We start from the raw sequence: 14,919 nt of genomic DNA, 5'->3' as shown, positions 1-14,919 counted from the left end.
AAAAGCCCGGTGATAGCAACTCTTGCACCACCATTCGGGCTAACCTACATGCCCAGTGCGCTCGGATCACTGACCTGCTGGGGTAGGTACCCCGTCAGCGGTAGGTCCACAGCCTTTCGCATAGCTTCCAGGACCTGCTGCTCGTAAGGTAGATAATCTTCAAGCGACCGGCCCGTGAAGAGCCTGACCTGGTCCACTGCCTGGTACATGAGCATTTCAAGGCCGCTGGTTACCCTCCCGCCAGATTCTTGGTAAGCCAAGGCTAGCTTGGACGGCCAGGGGTCATAGGACACGTCAAGAAGGTAGCCCGCTCGGTGTGCGCGGGGCCCTGTTTCGACCACCTTGTCGGCTGCCCCCGCAGGTAGCGTACTGATTGTCAGCTCATAGTCCTCGAGCCTAGACCAGAACTCAGCAAGCGGGATAAAAGTTAGGTCCATACCCAACCGCTGCGCGGCCTGCTGGGCTCCCTCTGCGCGACGTGGGTCCCGCACAAAGACATCTGCCCCGGTAGAGCCCATAAAACGTAGGGCCGCCAATGCTGCGGTTGCGGTACCGCCTCCGCCCAAAACAGCGGCACGGGCAGGTAGACCCAACAAACCTTCCTGTCTCAGGGCATTCACAATTCCAGAGACATCGGTGTTGTGACCAAAAGACCGCCACAGGCCCTCTATCTCTCTCCAGTAAACAGTGTTGACCACCCCTACCGCACGAGCGAATGGGGTCAGTTCATCCAGGTAGGCGATAACAGCGGATTTAAGGGGCATAGTGACCGAAAAACCGCAGGTTGAGCTGTGGGGGGCAAAACACTCGAATACAGAGGCTAGTTGGTCCTCTACTGTATCGAGACACTCATAAACGATCTGCTCCCCCAGAACCCGGTAGGCGGCCTGGTGTAGCGCTGGCGACTTACTGTGCCTAATGGGGTGCCCCAAGACAAAAGCCTTGGGGCACGAGGTCAAGCTGTCACTCATCTACTGGCACTCATCCGGGTGAGCAGAACAGTACTTGTTATAGACTTCTACGTTCTTAAGGTGCTGGCTGTAGGTCTTAGCAAACAGGGTCTCACCGGTGCTCAGGTCCACTGTGACCCAGAAGTAATAGTCATTCTTCTCGGGGTTAGCTGCCGCCTTGATGGCCGCAGCACCCGGTGAGCCAATAGGACCGAGAGGCAAACCCTGGTAGTAGAAGGTGTTGTACTTATTGCTGGAGTCCTGTTTCTGGGCATCGGAGATGTGATAACTCTTAATGCCCAGCCCGTAGGCTACCGTAGCATCCGACTGCAGGTAACCGTTTGTTTCGCCATCGGGGTTGTTCAGTCGATTTTCAATTGCACCTGCGATCGGCAAGTAGTCCTTTTCGCGGCCCTCAAACTCCAGAATCGAAGCTACCGTGATGACATGGAAGATCCGGTCGTCACCGCTCACCCCGTCCTCTTTAAGCTGGTTCAAGGTGTTGTCAACCATAATCTGTAGGATTTCTTGAGCAGATGCTTCCTTGGGGAAACGGTATTCACCCGGGTACAAGAAACCTTCGATTGTAGGGAACTTAGACGGGATACCAAAGCTGGTGGGTTTTTCAGCCAGGTTCTTAAAATCTTGCTGACTGATACCCGTGCCTTTAGCAAGAGCATCGAGTGTTTCATCCATGCGCCAGGTCCGGGCAATTGCAACATAGTTGGTATTGGCTTCATCAACGCGAAGCAACTCATCGAGAGCGGCAGAACTACTCATTTCCTTTTGCAGGGTGTAGTCCCCTGGCTGGAAGAACTGGTCGGAAGCCTTATCGGAGTAGACCTGAAGAAAACGATCGGCGTTAGCAATAACTCCTTGTTCTTCAAGGGAATTAGCGATGCCAATGACCGAGGCACCTTCGGGAATCGTGAAGGTCACTTCAGTACCGTTACCGCTTCCAGCAAAATCTTTACGCTGGAACCATCCCATCTGCGGGCTGATAATCGAGATAACCAGAACAAGCGCAACGGCAAAGACAAGACCGGCTGAAATCACGAAATTACGGCTTCGACGTTTCGCGCGTTCACGCTCATCGCTGCTGAATTCTTCTTGATCAGCAACAACGGCACCACCAAGCAGGCCCTCAAGATCAGTTTGCTGGTTCCGGGTCCGCAGGGTGCGTCGACGCGGAGGGCGGCTAGAACTCGAGTTTTCAGACATTCGGGTTCTCCGTTTCATGGTTGAAGGTGCTTGGGGCAGATAAGGTGGAGGGTTCTGTCAGCTCCACCTGATAACCAGGTAAATGCTGACCCACCTTAAGGGTATCGACCGCATGTTGCAAAATGTTGACTGCGGCCACCTGATCGACCATTGTTTTGAATTCTTTGCTGGAGACACCAGCCTCATGAAGAGAACGGTGTGCGCTTACAGTAGTGAGCCGTTCATCCACCAACCACACAGGTACTTGCTGTGACTCAGCGGCCAGCTCATTCACAAGGGCCTCGGCGTACTCACGAGCCATGACTGTGGAGGAGCTCTCTCCCCCGCTCATCGTTTTAGGTAGTCCCACAAAAACCTCCCTGACTTCATTGACCTCGATGAGTTTACGAAGCACACGTCTGTCTGAGTTCTTCTTCAGATCGCGACGTAGGGTTTTGAGCGGGGTTGCGAGTATGCCATCGGGGTCGCACAGGGCCAAGCCGACGCGGGCATTACCCACATCGACTCCCATGCGGCGGCCTCTTGTGAATGTCACCGGTTTAGGCCCCCAGCTGCGAAATAGCTTGACGGATTGATGCGAATGCCTCATCAATCTTGGTGGCGTCCTGGCCACCGCCTTGGGCAAGGTCGTCCTTGCCACCGCCACCACCACCCAGAACGGAAGTAGCGGTACGAACTAGCGCACCGGCCTTAACACCGGCATCGCGAGCAGCCTGGTTGGTAGCTACAAGGATTACCGGACGGCCGTTGTTTACACCTGCAACAACAACAGTTGCGGCATCTTCGCCCAGACGTGAACGCAGGTCAAGAGCCAGCTCACGAACGGCACCGGCATCGAGCTCACCGGCATTGTGGAGCAGAGTACGAACAGTCCCCACCATCTCGGCGGATTCGGTTAAGCGGCCTGCCTCGGCCTGGAGCTTTTCCTTGCGGAGCTTAGCGAGCTCCTTTTCAGCTTCCTTAAGCTTGGCCAGAGTCTGGGTAATCTTATCGGGCAGATCGGCCGAAGACTGAACCTTGAGCAGACCTGTGAGCTGGCTAACCAGGGTACGCTCGGTTGCAAGGTGATTGAAGGAGTCAAGACCAACCAGCGCCTCAACACGGCGGTTACCCGAGCCTACAGACTGCTCAGTCAGCAGGGTCAGCGAACCAATCTGGGCGGTTGAAGCAACGTGAGTACCCCCGCAGAGCTCGCGGGAGAAGTCCCCGCCCATCTCGACAACACGAACAGTCTCGCCGTACTTCTCACCGAAGAGGCTCATAGCACCCAGCTTCTTAGCTTCATCGAGAGGCATCTGGCGGGTCACAGTTTCAAAGTTATCGCGAATCGCAATGTTAGCGACTTCTTCAACTTCTTGCTTAGCGGCATCAGAAAGCCCCTCGCCCCAGGCGAAGTCAAAGCGCAGGTAGCCTTCCTTGTTGAAAGAGCCCCGCTGGGTTGCCTCTTTGCCCAGAACCTGGTGCAGTGCAGCGTGGATGATGTGGGTACCGGAGTGGGCTTTCTCGCCATCCTGGCGGCGCTGAACATCGACCTGAGCCACAACAGCTGAACCGCTCACCGCTTCGCCCTCACGAACCACAGCACGATGGACAGAAAGACCCTTAACGGGCTGTTGAACGTCCGAAACATCAATGACGAACCCGTTACCGGTGATGACACCGGTATCGGCAGCCTGGCCACCGGCCTCAGCGTAGAAGGGGGTCTCGTCAAGGACAACTTCAACCTTCTGGCCAGCAGAAGCGGCAGGAACGCTCACGCCGTCTACCAGTAGAGCGCGCAAGGTAGTCTCGGTGCGGAGCTGATTGTAGCCGGTGAAGACCGAGCCGCGTTCATCAGCGAGCTCACGGAAAACAGAAAGATCGGCCATGCCACCCTTCTTAGCCTTAGCATCGGCCTGTGCACGGTGACGCTGTTCTTCCATCAGGGCACGGAACTCTTTTTCATCAACGGTCAGGCCGGCTTCCGCTGCCATCTCCAGAGTCAGGTCAATGGGGAAACCGTAAGTATCATGCAGGGCAAAAGCCTCGGCACCGGAAACAAGGTTCTGCCCCGCAGCCTGAGCAGCCTTAACGGCACCTTCCAGACGCTCAGTACCGCTTTCGATGGTTTTCAAGAAGGCACGCTCTTCGGCGTAGGCAATACGAGAGATGCGTTCGAAATCATCAGCGACGTAGGGGTAAGCACCGGCCATTGCATCGCGTGAAGCGGGGAAGAGGACGGGTAGGCAGGGCTCAGTAACGCCCAGCAGACGCATAGCGCGAATAGCGCGGCGCATCAGGCGACGCAAGATGTAGCCGCGACCCTCGTTGGAGGGGGTAACCCCGTCTGCAATCAGCATGAGCGAAGAACGAATATGGTCTGCTACAACACGCATACGCACGTCATCGTCGTAGCCTTCATCCTGGGCGTTCTCTGAACCGTGGTACTTCTTACCTGAGAGCTTTGAAGCGGCATCGAGAACAGGGCGAACCTGGTCAGTCTCGTAGAAGTTTTCTGCACCCTGCAGGAGCATTGCAAGACGCTCAACACCCAAACCGGTGTCAATGTTCTTCTTGGGGAGGTCACCGAGAATCTCGAAGCTGTCCTTGCCGGTGCCTTCACCACGCTGGTACTGCATGAAGACCAGGTTCCAGATTTCGATGTAGCGGTCATCATCGGCCGCGGGCCCACCATCTTTACCGTACTCGGGTCCACGATCGTAGAAAATCTCTGAGTCGGGGCCTGCCGGGCCGGGCTGGCCGGTTGACCAGTAGTTCTCGGCCATACCCATCTTCTGGATACGTTCAGCGGGGAACTTAACATCGTTTACCCAAATGTCGTAAGCTTCATCGTCGCCCTCATAGACAGTAACCCACAGGCGTTCAGGGTCAAGGCCGTAGCCCCCGTCTTCAGGGGACGAAGTCAGCAGCTCGTAGGCCCAGGGGATAACTTCTTTTTTGAAGTAGTCGCCGAAGGAGAAGTTGCCGGCCATCTGGAAGAAGGTACCGTGGCGGGCGGTCTTGCCGACCTCGTCGATATCCAGGGTGCGGATGCATTTCTGGACGCTTACCGCGCGTGAGTAGGGAGCGGCTTCACGGCCCAGAAAGTAAGGGATAAAGGGCACCATGCCAGCAATAGTGAACATGGCACCGGGTTCATGGGATACCAGCGACGCAGACGGTACTACGGTATGCCCGCGCTTTTCGAAAAAGTCGATCCAGCGCTTTGAGATTTCCTGTGAGAGCATCGAGGCTATCTTCCTTCTTGTGTATGTTAAAACTTTTTAGTTCGTTGACTCGAAAAAATCTTTGCCCAGAGCGGCATCGCGGCGGAGCCTATCTTCGGTTTCAAGCTCTGGGAGTGCCTCTGAATCAATAATCTCGCCGCGCTTCCTGTCCTGATCTCCGGTGTGCCAGTTATCCAATGAGCCTGGTCGGGGATCCTGAGCCTGGCGGTCAAAGCGTTCTTTGAGCTCGGCTTCTTTTTCATTCATACCGGCTTTGACTGAGGCCGCAAAGTTAAGCGCCTTGAGCGCCGTGTGCTTAAAGGGTGCGCCGTACTTGGAATCAAAGAACTGGGCCATAGTGCTACCTTCGGAGAGAGCCTTTTGCAAGTGAGCCGACTGCTTAAGTTCTACCTCGCTCCCTGTTGGGGAGGTTGTAGTAGCCCGTGAGGCAAAGTAGCCAGTAGCTACTCCCCCGGCAATCAGAACAAGTTTCTTGAGGAAACTCATGAGAGGTCCTCACCTGCTGATGGGCTATCTGGTGCACGGTGGCGGCCCTGAGGAGCGTTTTCATCGCCCTTGAATGCTTTACGGACGCCGTGGGAGAAAGCAGCGACCTTAATGAGGGGCTGTCCGACCGTTGAGGTGACCAATGATGACAGTGCCGAGACATTGGCTGAGGCATCGGAAACATTGCTGGTAATACCATCGACTTTTTCAATCTGTGCATTGGTACTGGCAACGGTTTTGGTTACTTCCCCAATCAGCGGGGTTGTCTCATCGTTCAGTGAGCGAATGGTGCGTGTTAGTTCGTCAAACACCTTACCGAGCTTAATGATAGGAACAGCAAGCAGGGCAACCAGGATGGCGAATACGCCTGCGGCAATAAGGCCTGCAATGTCGGCTCCACTCACGGATTACCTGCTTTCTGCCGGCTAGGGGCCGGCGTCAAAGAACACGATTTGGTAACAATCTTACTTTACAGAGTAAGACTTGACCTATTTTAGTTACCCTGTTTCGCCGGTCGGGAGCATCACACCTTGTCAGAGGGATAGATCAAGAGCCTATGGGTCTACTCCGGTCTAGTTATTAAATGAGGCCGGCCCGCCTCACCAGCGCCAGATAGCGCCAGGTAAGCGGGCCGGTTCAAGCTAGGCGGTTTAGGCCAGGCGTGAGTAGTATTCAACAACCAGCTGCTCTTCGCAGGTGACGGGAATTTCTTCACGCTTGGGGGCGCGCTCAAGCTTTGCGTGGAGCTTCTCAATCTCAACGTTCAGGTAAGCAGGAGTGTCGGGCAGAACGTCCTGGTGTGCGCCGGTGGCTGCAACCTGGAAAGGTGCCATCTTCTCGCTCTTGGGGTGAACGTGGATGAGCTGGCCGGGCTTGACGCGGAAGGAGGGGCGGTCAACGCGGATGCCATCTACCATGATGTGGCGGTGGACAACGAGCTGACGTGCCTGAGCGATGGTGCGAGCGAAACCTGAGCGCAGGACGAGAGCGTCCAGGCGGGTTTCGAGAATCTCGACCATGTTCTTACCGGTCTGACCTTCGATGCGCTTGGCTTCGAGGTAGGCGCGACGCATCTGAGCTTCACGGATGTTGTACTGTGCGCGAAGACGCTGCTTCTCACGAAGCTGGACAGCGTAGTTTGAGTCAGCCTTCTTGCGGCTACGGCCGTGCTGGCCGGGGCCGTAAGGACGACGCTCGAGGTACTTTTCTGCCTTGGGGGTCAGTGCAATGCCGAGGGCACGGGACTGGCGCACGGTACGGCGGGTACGGTTGTGGTTTGCCACAGCTTTTCCTTTTCATTAGCGGTTGGCGGAACCCTGCGTGGGGCACTCCACCATTGTTCTGGTGGCCTGGCCTCCAAGTACCCGCCCACGGTTTGGGCGGTGGAGAGTGTAGAGCAGCCGCACTCTAATCACTACGAGCTATCCGGTGATCAGTGGCTACCGTATAAGCGGCACCTTACTGCGTTTTGGATAGTCTGCCAGCCAATATATTAGCCTACCGCTGGCTACGGCAGCTTGTCAGCCCCCTGCGGCAGATGAAGCAGTGCTCTTTGACACAGATAGCTTCCGGGCTTACCGATGGCTATCGGCAGATCTCTATCGGGCAACTCAGTCTCTGGCACTGTTACGGGGTAGCGGTGTCCGTAAGGCTTTGAGCCTTTTGAGCCGGTCGCCCATGGCTTGTTCATTCCCGAAAACAGTTGGCCGGTAGTAGACCGCCCCATGGAGTGTATCCGGTGAGTATTGCTGGCGGGCTACAGCATTTTTCTGGTCGTGTGGGTAGATATAGCCTTTACCGTGCCCCAGCGCGGCAGCTCCCTGGTAATGGCCATCGCGTAGGTGCAGAGGGACAAGTCCGGCTTTGCCGGAACGGACATCGGCCAGGGCATCGTCAATAGCCCGGTAGACTGCGTTTGATTTGGGAGCTGTGGCAAGATGGATTGTTGCCTGCGCTAGGTTAATACGGGCTTCGGGCAAGCCCACCAGTTGGACTGCCTGGGCAGCATTGACGGCACTGGTTAAGGCAGTGGGGTCGGCCATGCCGATATCTTCGCTGGCGTGGACAATGAGGCGGCGGGCGATAAATCGCGGGTCCTCCCCAGCATCAATCATGCGGGCAAGGTAGTGAAGGGCAGCATCAACATCGGAGCCTCGGATGGACTTGATAAAGGCACTGGTGACGTCATAGTGCTGGTCACCGTTTTTGTCGTAGCGTACCAGCGACTGGTTGAGGGCTTCTTGGGCATGCTCCAGGGTAATAGGCAGGGGTTGATTGACCGAGTAGTTCTGCCCCTCAGCATGGGCTTGCCCAAAAGCAACAGCTGCTGCGGCCTCAAGTGCGGTGAGCGCTCTGCGAGCATCACCGGCGGCTAGCTTCACCAGGTGGTCGGCGGCTTCTTCTTGGAGGGAAACAGCCCCGGCAAAGCCGCGCGGATCAGTCAGGGCGCGACTGAGAAGTTGGGCAATGTCGTGGTCTGTCAGCCCTTGGAGGGTGAGCAGAATCGAGCGGGAAAGAAGCGGTGCGATCACCGAAAATGATGGGTTTTCGGTTGTTGCCGCTACCAGAACTACCCAGCGGTTTTCTACACCGGGTAGCAGCGCATCCTGCTGGGCCTTGCTAAAGCGGTGAATCTCATCCAGGAAGAGTACCGTGGTCAGCCCCCGAAAATCACGGTCTTCGAGCGCCTGCTCCATGACCGAACGGACGTCTTTAACCCCTGCTGTAATAGCCGAAAGCTCAACAAACTTCCGGCCTGCACTGCCCGCAATTACGTTAGCAAGTGTTGTTTTGCCTGTCCCGGGTGGTCCCCACAGAATGAGAGAGGACGGGCCAGCGGGGCCACCCTGATCACCCGCAAGGAGCCGCAGAGGCGAGCCAGGCTTCAATAGGTGTTTCTGGCCCACGACCTCGTCAAGAGTTCGCGGTCGCATACGAACAGCCAGCGGGGCACGTTCACGGGTGCGTTTAACCGACCGGTCATCGCCGTTGTCCTGCGTATCGTCAAGGTAAAAGAGTGATGGATCCATGGTGCTGTCTTAAAGGTGGTCGCTATCGAGAATAAGGGTCACTGGCCCGTCATTGGTCAGCTCGACCTGCATCTGAGCACCGAATGTTCCGGTTTCTACGGTCAGCCCCATATCGCGGAGCGCCTGGACATAGGCATCAAATAGCGGCTGGCTCACGGGGCGTGGGGCGGCCTGCGACCAGGAGGGGCGGCGGCCCTTCTTAGCATCGCCGTAGAGAGTAAATTGGCTGACTGCGAGTACCGGTGCGCCGGCATCGAGCACCGATTGTTGGCCCTCCAGCAGGCGCAGGTTGGCCGTTTTTTCTGCAAGTTTTTGAACCTGCCCCGGGCCGTCACTGTGCGTTATACCTACAAGGGCTAGCAGGCCAGTCTGACGGATAGCGCCTACCGTCTGCTCCTCGACAGTAACTGATGCGGAGCTCACCCTTTGGAGGACTACGCGCATGGTTTCTCCTTGTAGATTTAGTGGCCCGCACACCTATCTTGTTTTAGCTAACCTGGCCAGAATTACTTGCCCTCAGCTCCCAATAAAAAATCTATTTATCCCAAAAGCGTTTTTGGGTGAAGAACTGGTTTCTTTAAGGTTAGCTTCGATTTCTTTAATAATTTTAAGCACCCGGTCATTATGGACTTTCCGCCGCTTGATATCTTCCTGTTGGGCTAAGGTGCAACAAGAGCCTGGATAGTTGTCATCAGCTTCCCCTCTCTTTGTCCCTATTATCCATGGTTGGCAATCTTTCGCCAACTATTGGCGGGTTGTTCTGCTCTGAAGGTTCTTATGCTGCTGAGCTTGGTTCTCGGTCCTCAGCATCTAGTTCTCTGTGCTCTGAGGTTAGTTCCTCTTCGTAGGCTTCAAGAATGACCAAGACTCTCCGATGCCTCCTCCAGGCGGCAAGCTTAAGAGCAAAAAGCAGGCTACGAGTGCTACAAGGAGAGCACAAACAGCAAGCAGTATGGAACGGTTTATAGGCCTCACCCTAACAGCCAGCAAAATACAGGCCAAACTTAATCTTTAAAGAGAACCGGCCCTTATACCTATCCAGGTACAAGGGCCGTTCGTGAGTTTTTGGCTAAGACTACTTCTCGTCGTCTTTCTTGGGCTTGAAGTCAACGCCGGCTTCCTTGCGCTGCTGGGCAGTGATGGGAGCGGGAGCCGCAGTCAGGGGGTCGTAGCCGCCACCGGTCTTGGGGAAGGCGATAACGTCGCGGATTGAGTCGGTGCCACCAACCAACTGGAGAACACGGTCCCAGCCAAAAGCGATACCGCCCATAGGGGGTGCCCCAAAGCTGAAAGCCTCGAGTAGGAAGCCAAACTTCTCCTGGGCCTCTTCTTCGGAGATACCCATGACCTTGAAGACACGTTCCTGCACGTCACGCTGGTGGATGCGGATTGAACCGCCACCAATTTCGTTGCCGTTGCAGACGATGTCGTAGGCGTAGGCCAGAGCATCACCGGGGTTCTCGTCGAAGGTATCGATGAACTCAGGCTTAGGGGAGGTAAAAGCGTGGTGCACAGCGGTCCATGCTGAGTTGCCCAGGGCAACGTCACCGGAAGCGGTTGCATCCGCTGCTGACTCAAACAGGGGTGCGTCAACAACCCAGACGAAAGACCAGTCGCCGTCCTTAATCAGGCCGGTACGGTGGCCGATTTCTACACGGGCGGCACCCAGTAGGGCGCGGGAAGCCTTGGCTTCACCAGCAGCAAAGAAGATACAGTCACCGGGCTTGGCACCGGTAGCTTCGGCCAGGCCTGCACGCTCAGCCTCGGTGATGTTCTTGGCAACGGGGCCGGTCAGTTCGCCGTCTTCCTGAATCAGGACGTAGGCCAGGCCCTTGGCGCCGCGCTGCTTAGCCCATTCCTGCCAGGCATCGAGGGTGCGGCGTGCCTGGGAGGCGCCACCAGGCATGACAACAGCACCAACATAGGGTGCCTTGAAGACGCGGAAAGTGGTGTCCTTGAAGTAGTCGGTCAGTTCGGTCAGTTCAAGGCCAAAACGCAGGTCGGGCTTATCTGAACCGTACTTCTCCATAGCGTCTTTGTAGGTGATGCGCTCGATGGGGCGGGGCACCTTAACGTCAATTAGGTTCCAGACAGCTTCTACGATGCGCTCACCCAGGTCGATGATGTCTTCCTGGTCAACGAAGGAGGCCTCGATATCCAGCTGAGTGAACTCGGGCTGGCGGTCAGCACGGAAGTCTTCGTCGCGGTAGCAACGAGCAAGCTGGTAGTACTTCTCGATACCACCGACCTGTAGGAGCTGTTTGAAGAGCTGGGGTGACTGGGGCAGGGCATACCAGGAGCCGGGTGCAAGGCGAGCAGGAACCAGGAAATCGCGGGCACCTTCGGGGGTTGAACGGGTCAGGGTGGGGGTCTCGACCTCGGTGAACTTCTGCTCCTGCAAAACTTCGCGAGCGGCACGGTTAGCCTCAGAGCGCAGCCGCATCAGGCGGGCAGGCTCTGGGCGGCGCAGGTCAAGGTAGCGGTACTTGAGGCGGGCTTCTTCACCGACCTCAACATGCTCATCAATCTGGAAAGGCAAAGGCGCTGAGGTGTTCAGAACCTTGGTTTCCTTGACCATGACCTCGATTTCACCGCTGGTCAGGTTGGGGTTCTCGTTGCCCTCGGGGCGGCGGGTAACCTCTCCCATAACCTGCAGGACGTATTCGTTGCGCAGGTGTTCAAAGTCAGCTTCGTTGTGGAAGACCACCTGGGTAAGGCCCTCGCGGTCGCGCAGGTCAACGAAAGCTACCCCGCCGTGGTCGCGGCGGCGGGCCACCCAACCTGTGAGGGTAACGGTTTCTCCGATGTTCTTAGCGGTCAGTTCGCCAAGGGTGTGAGTGCGTAGCACTGATTTCCTTTCGATGGGGCACGGTAAGGCCGGTTTGAAACCGATTTTACCGTTTTTTGGTGCGGTGGGCACCGGTAGCTTGATGTGACTTAGGGGTGCTCCCCTGGTTAAGGGGAGCCGGTGGCAGAGACAGCAGACCCGGGTTTTACTCTTGGCCTGAGGGCAGAATGCGCACCCGCAGATCCTCTTGGGAGGGAGTCCACAGAGCGGGATCAGCGGTTACCTGCTCACCGGAGCGGATGTCTTTGACCTCGTGCTTGAGCTGGCCGTTCTCACCCTGTGAGGTGAACCAAACAAAGGGGATTCCCCGCTTTTGAGCGTATTTGATCTGCTTACCGAATTTGGCGGCGGTAGCTGAAACCTCGCAGGCAATTCCGCGTCCGCGGAGAGCATCTGCAAGGTCCTGGGCATCTGACCACATCTGATCGTTGGTCAGGGAAATAAGCACAGCCGAAGGTACCTTGCGGCTAGGGGCAGCGAACCCCTGTGAAAGAATGCGGGCAACCAGGCGGGTTACACCGATTGACAGGCCCACACCGGGGTAGGTCTTCTTACCGTTTGAAGCTAAGGACTCGTAGCGCCCGCCGGAGCAGATGGATCCGAGCTGTTCGTGGCCTACCAGCACGGTTTCGTAGACGGTACCGGTGTAGTAGTCCAAACCGCGCGCAATAGAGAGGTCAGCGACAACACGACCGGGGGCACGCTTTGCCGCTTCGCCAATGACCTCTGTGAGCTCAGCAAGGCCTTCCTCCATGAGAGGATCGGTTACACCCAGAGCACGGACCTGCTCCACAAAGCCGGTATCTGCGGCGCGGATAGAGGCCAGAGCGAGGGCGGCCTGGGCCTGCTCATGGCTAGCTCCCAACTCGTCTTTCAGGAGCTGGGCAACAGCCTCGGCACCAATCTTTTCGAGCTTGTCGATATTGCGCAGAACACCAGCGGTATCGGTCAGGCCGATTCCACGGTAGAACCCCTCGGAGAGCTTACGGTTGTTGACCCGTAGTTTGAACTCTGGGATAGGGAGCTTAGAAAGCGCATCAACAATGACGAGAGCCAGCTCAACGTCATAGCGGAAAGGTAGAGCACCATCGCCCACAACGTCGACGTCGGCTTGAGTGAACTCACGCGCGCGGCCCTCCTGGGGGCGCTCACCACGCCAGACTTTCTGAATCTGGTAGCGCATAAAGGGGAAGTTCAGGTAACCAGCGTTCTCCACCACGTAGCGAGCAAAGGGAACGGTCAGGTCGAAGTGTAGGGCAAGCTTTTCTTTTGTGCCGGAGCGGGTCTGGTCCTCATCGTCTAAGAGACGTGAAACGGCATAGACCTCCTTATCGATATCTCCCTTGCGCAGGAGCTGTTCGATAGTCTCTACAGAGCGGGTCTCAATCGACGAAAAACCGTGAAGCTCAAAAGTCTCGCGTAGGGTATCGAGAACATAGTTCTCTACTAGACGTTCCTCGGGTAGGTGCTCCGGGAATCCAGAAAGTGATTGTTTGCGAGCCATGCGCTCCCCTCATATCGGTACATTAGTTCTTTAGGTGCTCATAAAAGCACAATCCATTCCATACTAACTGCCGCTACCGCCGGACAGCTAATCACAGAGTGGATCACCGCTAGCTCGTGCCTAATGGTGATCAGAAGCAAGGTCAGGGGTCAGGCATCACCACAAACCCGCTTAAACACGCTATGCTTGTCTATGCACCAGCTGTGCCCGATAGATTATTGTCTTTGGCAGGTTTACCTGCGCGACAACCGGCCCTATCGATTCGCCCCGGCTTTGGTGCGCTTTTCATTACCTGACGGGCGCTGAGCCCACACTATTGACGCGAAAAGAGTTATAGCGGTGACTACACAATCCGACGACACTAACCTCCCTGTTGACCTTGAAAAGGCCCGCCAGTTTGGCCGCGTAGATGAAGACGGTCACGTTTTCGTCATCGTAGATGGCGAAGAATTTGCTGTTGGCCAGGTACCCGGCGCTTCAGCCGACGAGGCACTCGCCTACTTTGCTCGCAAATTTGAAAACTTTGAAGCACAGGTTGCTCTGCTTGAAGACCGCGTTGAGCGCAAAGCTAAGGCCGCTGATTTGCAGAAGGCTGCTGCCCACCTGGGCCAGCAGGTTGCTGCCCGCAACATGGTAGGTGACTACGCCGCCCTGCAGGAACGCCTTGTCCTTCTCGTTGGCAGAATTAATGAGCGCGAAGAAGCCGAAAAAGTAGAAGCCGCTGAAGCCCGCGAAGCCGCTCTAGCTGCCCGTGAAGCTATCGTGTCAGAAGCCGAAGCTATCGCTGACCAGGACGATTCCAAGATTCACTGGAAGAACTCCCACGCCCGTATGAACGAGTTGTTCGATGCCTGGAAGCAGACCCAGCGTGAACACCACCTGGCAAAAAGCGTTGAAGATGAGCTGTGGAAGCGTTTCCGCGCCGCCCGCACCACCTTTGACCGTCGCCGCCGCGCCCACTTCTCCCAGCTCGATGAGGTCAATGCCAAGGCCAAGCGGGTTAAGGAAGCTCTCATCGCTCAAGCTGAGGCACTTTCAACCTCCACCGACTGGGCCGCTACTGCTGCTAAGTACCGTGACCTCATGGACCAGTGGAAGGCAGCTCCCCGCGGTACCCGCAAGGAAGATGATGCTCTCTGGGCCCGTTTCCGTGCGGCTCAGGATATCTTCTTCGATGCACGCACAGCGGTTAACGCTGAGCTTGATAAGGAGTTTGAAGCTAACCTGCAGGCCAAGGAAGCATTGCTGGAAGAGGCAGGCACCATTCTTCCTGTCACCGACCTGCCTTCTGCCAAGAAAGCCCTCCAAGGAATTCTTGACCGCTGGGAGCAGATTGGCCGTGTCCCCCGCAACTCGGTTCGCCGTGTTGAGCAGGAACTGCGTAAGATCCAGGACGAAATTCACCGTGCTGAGAACGCTAAGTGGCAGAAGACTGACCCCGAGAAGCAGGCCCGTGCCAACTCCATGCTGACCCAGCTCGAAGATACCATTGCCGGCCTTGAAGCCGACCTGGCCAAGGCTGAAGCAACCGGTAACACCCAGAATATTAAAAAGGCGCAGGCCGCTTTGGATGCTCGCAAGCAGTGGCTAGAAACTCTGAGGGCTTCATCTGCTGAGTTCGGTGCCTAAAAAGCGCATAGGTTGTTTTACCTTG

12 protein-coding genes are annotated in these 14,919 nt (G+C 56.4%); 1 reads left to right on the top strand and 11 read right to left on the bottom strand.

From position 1 onward, the window contains the following. Window positions 1-44: 44 nt before the first annotated feature. The 11 genes from ACN080_RS05250 to hisS form a co-directional block, all read right to left on the bottom strand. Window positions 45-971 carry a shikimate dehydrogenase gene (locus tag ACN080_RS05250; protein WP_419113228.1) on the bottom strand — a complete coding sequence of 309 codons (927 nt, stop codon included), beginning with the start codon at window positions 969-971 and terminating at the stop codon, window positions 45-47. After that, window positions 972-2,171: an endolytic transglycosylase MltG gene (gene mltG, locus ACN080_RS05245; RefSeq protein WP_419099646.1), complete on the bottom strand. Its 1,200-nt coding sequence runs from the start codon at window positions 2,169-2,171 to the stop codon at window positions 972-974. It abuts the gene before it with no gap. Further along, complete coding sequence (ruvX, locus tag ACN080_RS05240) at window positions 2,164-2,682, bottom strand: Holliday junction resolvase RuvX (protein WP_419112055.1); 519 nt, start codon at window positions 2,680-2,682, stop codon at window positions 2,164-2,166. Before ruvX ends, mltG begins: the two co-directional genes overlap by 8 nt. A 28-nt stretch (window positions 2,683-2,710) precedes the next feature. Further along, window positions 2,711-5,398, bottom strand: a complete 2,688-nt coding sequence (gene alaS, locus ACN080_RS05235) for an alanine--tRNA ligase (RefSeq protein ID WP_419113227.1) — start codon at window positions 5,396-5,398, stop codon at window positions 2,711-2,713. A gap of 36 nt (window positions 5,399-5,434) precedes the next feature. Further along, window positions 5,435-5,884, bottom strand: coding sequence for a peptide chain release factor 4 (locus ACN080_RS05230; protein WP_419113226.1), 450 nt, complete (start codon window positions 5,882-5,884; stop codon window positions 5,435-5,437). Next, window positions 5,881-6,288: a DUF948 domain-containing protein gene (locus ACN080_RS05225; RefSeq protein ID WP_419104534.1), complete on the bottom strand. Its 408-nt coding sequence runs from the start codon at window positions 6,286-6,288 to the stop codon at window positions 5,881-5,883. Before ACN080_RS05225 ends, ACN080_RS05230 begins: the two co-directional genes overlap by 4 nt. Window positions 6,289-6,534: 246 nt before the next feature. Then, window positions 6,535-7,167 (bottom strand): 30S ribosomal protein S4, encoded by a 633-nt coding sequence (rpsD, locus tag ACN080_RS05220; protein WP_419099642.1) that lies wholly within the window; start codon window positions 7,165-7,167, stop codon window positions 6,535-6,537. A 327-nt stretch (window positions 7,168-7,494) separates the two neighbouring features. Beyond that, the gene (locus ACN080_RS05215; RefSeq protein WP_419113225.1) at window positions 7,495-8,913 is read right to left on the bottom strand and encodes a replication-associated recombination protein A; all 1,419 of its coding nucleotides are present in this window, start codon (window positions 8,911-8,913) and stop codon (window positions 7,495-7,497) included. A 9-nt stretch (window positions 8,914-8,922) separates the two neighbouring features. Then, window positions 8,923-9,357: a D-aminoacyl-tRNA deacylase gene (gene dtd / locus ACN080_RS05210; protein WP_419110395.1), complete on the bottom strand. Its 435-nt coding sequence runs from the start codon at window positions 9,355-9,357 to the stop codon at window positions 8,923-8,925. 631 nt (window positions 9,358-9,988) lie between these two features. Further along, the gene (aspS, locus tag ACN080_RS05205) at window positions 9,989-11,761 is read right to left on the bottom strand and encodes an aspartate--tRNA ligase (RefSeq protein WP_419113224.1); all 1,773 of its coding nucleotides are present in this window, start codon (window positions 11,759-11,761) and stop codon (window positions 9,989-9,991) included. A 145-nt stretch (window positions 11,762-11,906) separates the two neighbouring features. Continuing rightward, window positions 11,907-13,265, bottom strand: a complete 1,359-nt coding sequence (hisS, locus tag ACN080_RS05200) for a histidine--tRNA ligase (protein ID WP_419113223.1) — start codon at window positions 13,263-13,265, stop codon at window positions 11,907-11,909. A gap of 339 nt (window positions 13,266-13,604) precedes the next feature. Here hisS and ACN080_RS05195 point away from each other — a divergent pair, with 339 nt between their 5' ends. Next, window positions 13,605-14,894, top strand: a complete 1,290-nt coding sequence (locus tag ACN080_RS05195; protein ID WP_419104538.1) for a DUF349 domain-containing protein — start codon at window positions 13,605-13,607, stop codon at window positions 14,892-14,894. Window positions 14,895-14,919: the final 25 nt, after the last annotated feature.

This window comes from Rothia sp. CCM 9416, from assembly GCF_048513535.1.
In the GTDB taxonomy this organism is placed as follows: domain Bacteria; phylum Actinomycetota; class Actinomycetes; order Actinomycetales; family Micrococcaceae; genus Rothia.
The sequence above is the reverse complement of the archived record's forward strand: the minus strand, read 5'-3'. Positions and strand labels throughout refer to the sequence as shown.

Coding starts and splice junctions, on each gene's coding strand:
- ACN080_RS05250 (WP_419113228.1), bottom strand. CDS start 971: ATGAGTGACAGCTTGACCTCGTGCCCCAAGGCTTTTGTCTTGGGGCAC.
- mltG (WP_419099646.1), bottom strand. CDS start 2,171: ATGTCTGAAAACTCGAGTTCTAGCCGCCCTCCGCGTCGACGCACCCTG.
- ruvX (WP_419112055.1), bottom strand. CDS start 2,682: ATGGGAGTCGATGTGGGTAATGCCCGCGTCGGCTTGGCCCTGTGCGAC.
- alaS (WP_419113227.1), bottom strand. CDS start 5,398: ATGCTCTCACAGGAAATCTCAAAGCGCTGGATCGACTTTTTCGAAAAG.
- ACN080_RS05230 (WP_419113226.1), bottom strand. CDS start 5,884: ATGAGTTTCCTCAAGAAACTTGTTCTGATTGCCGGGGGAGTAGCTACT.
- ACN080_RS05215 (WP_419113225.1), bottom strand. CDS start 8,913: ATGGATCCATCACTCTTTTACCTTGACGATACGCAGGACAACGGCGAT.
- dtd (WP_419110395.1), bottom strand. CDS start 9,357: ATGCGCGTAGTCCTCCAAAGGGTGAGCTCCGCATCAGTTACTGTCGAG.
- hisS (WP_419113223.1), bottom strand. CDS start 13,265: ATGGCTCGCAAACAATCACTTTCTGGATTCCCGGAGCACCTACCCGAG.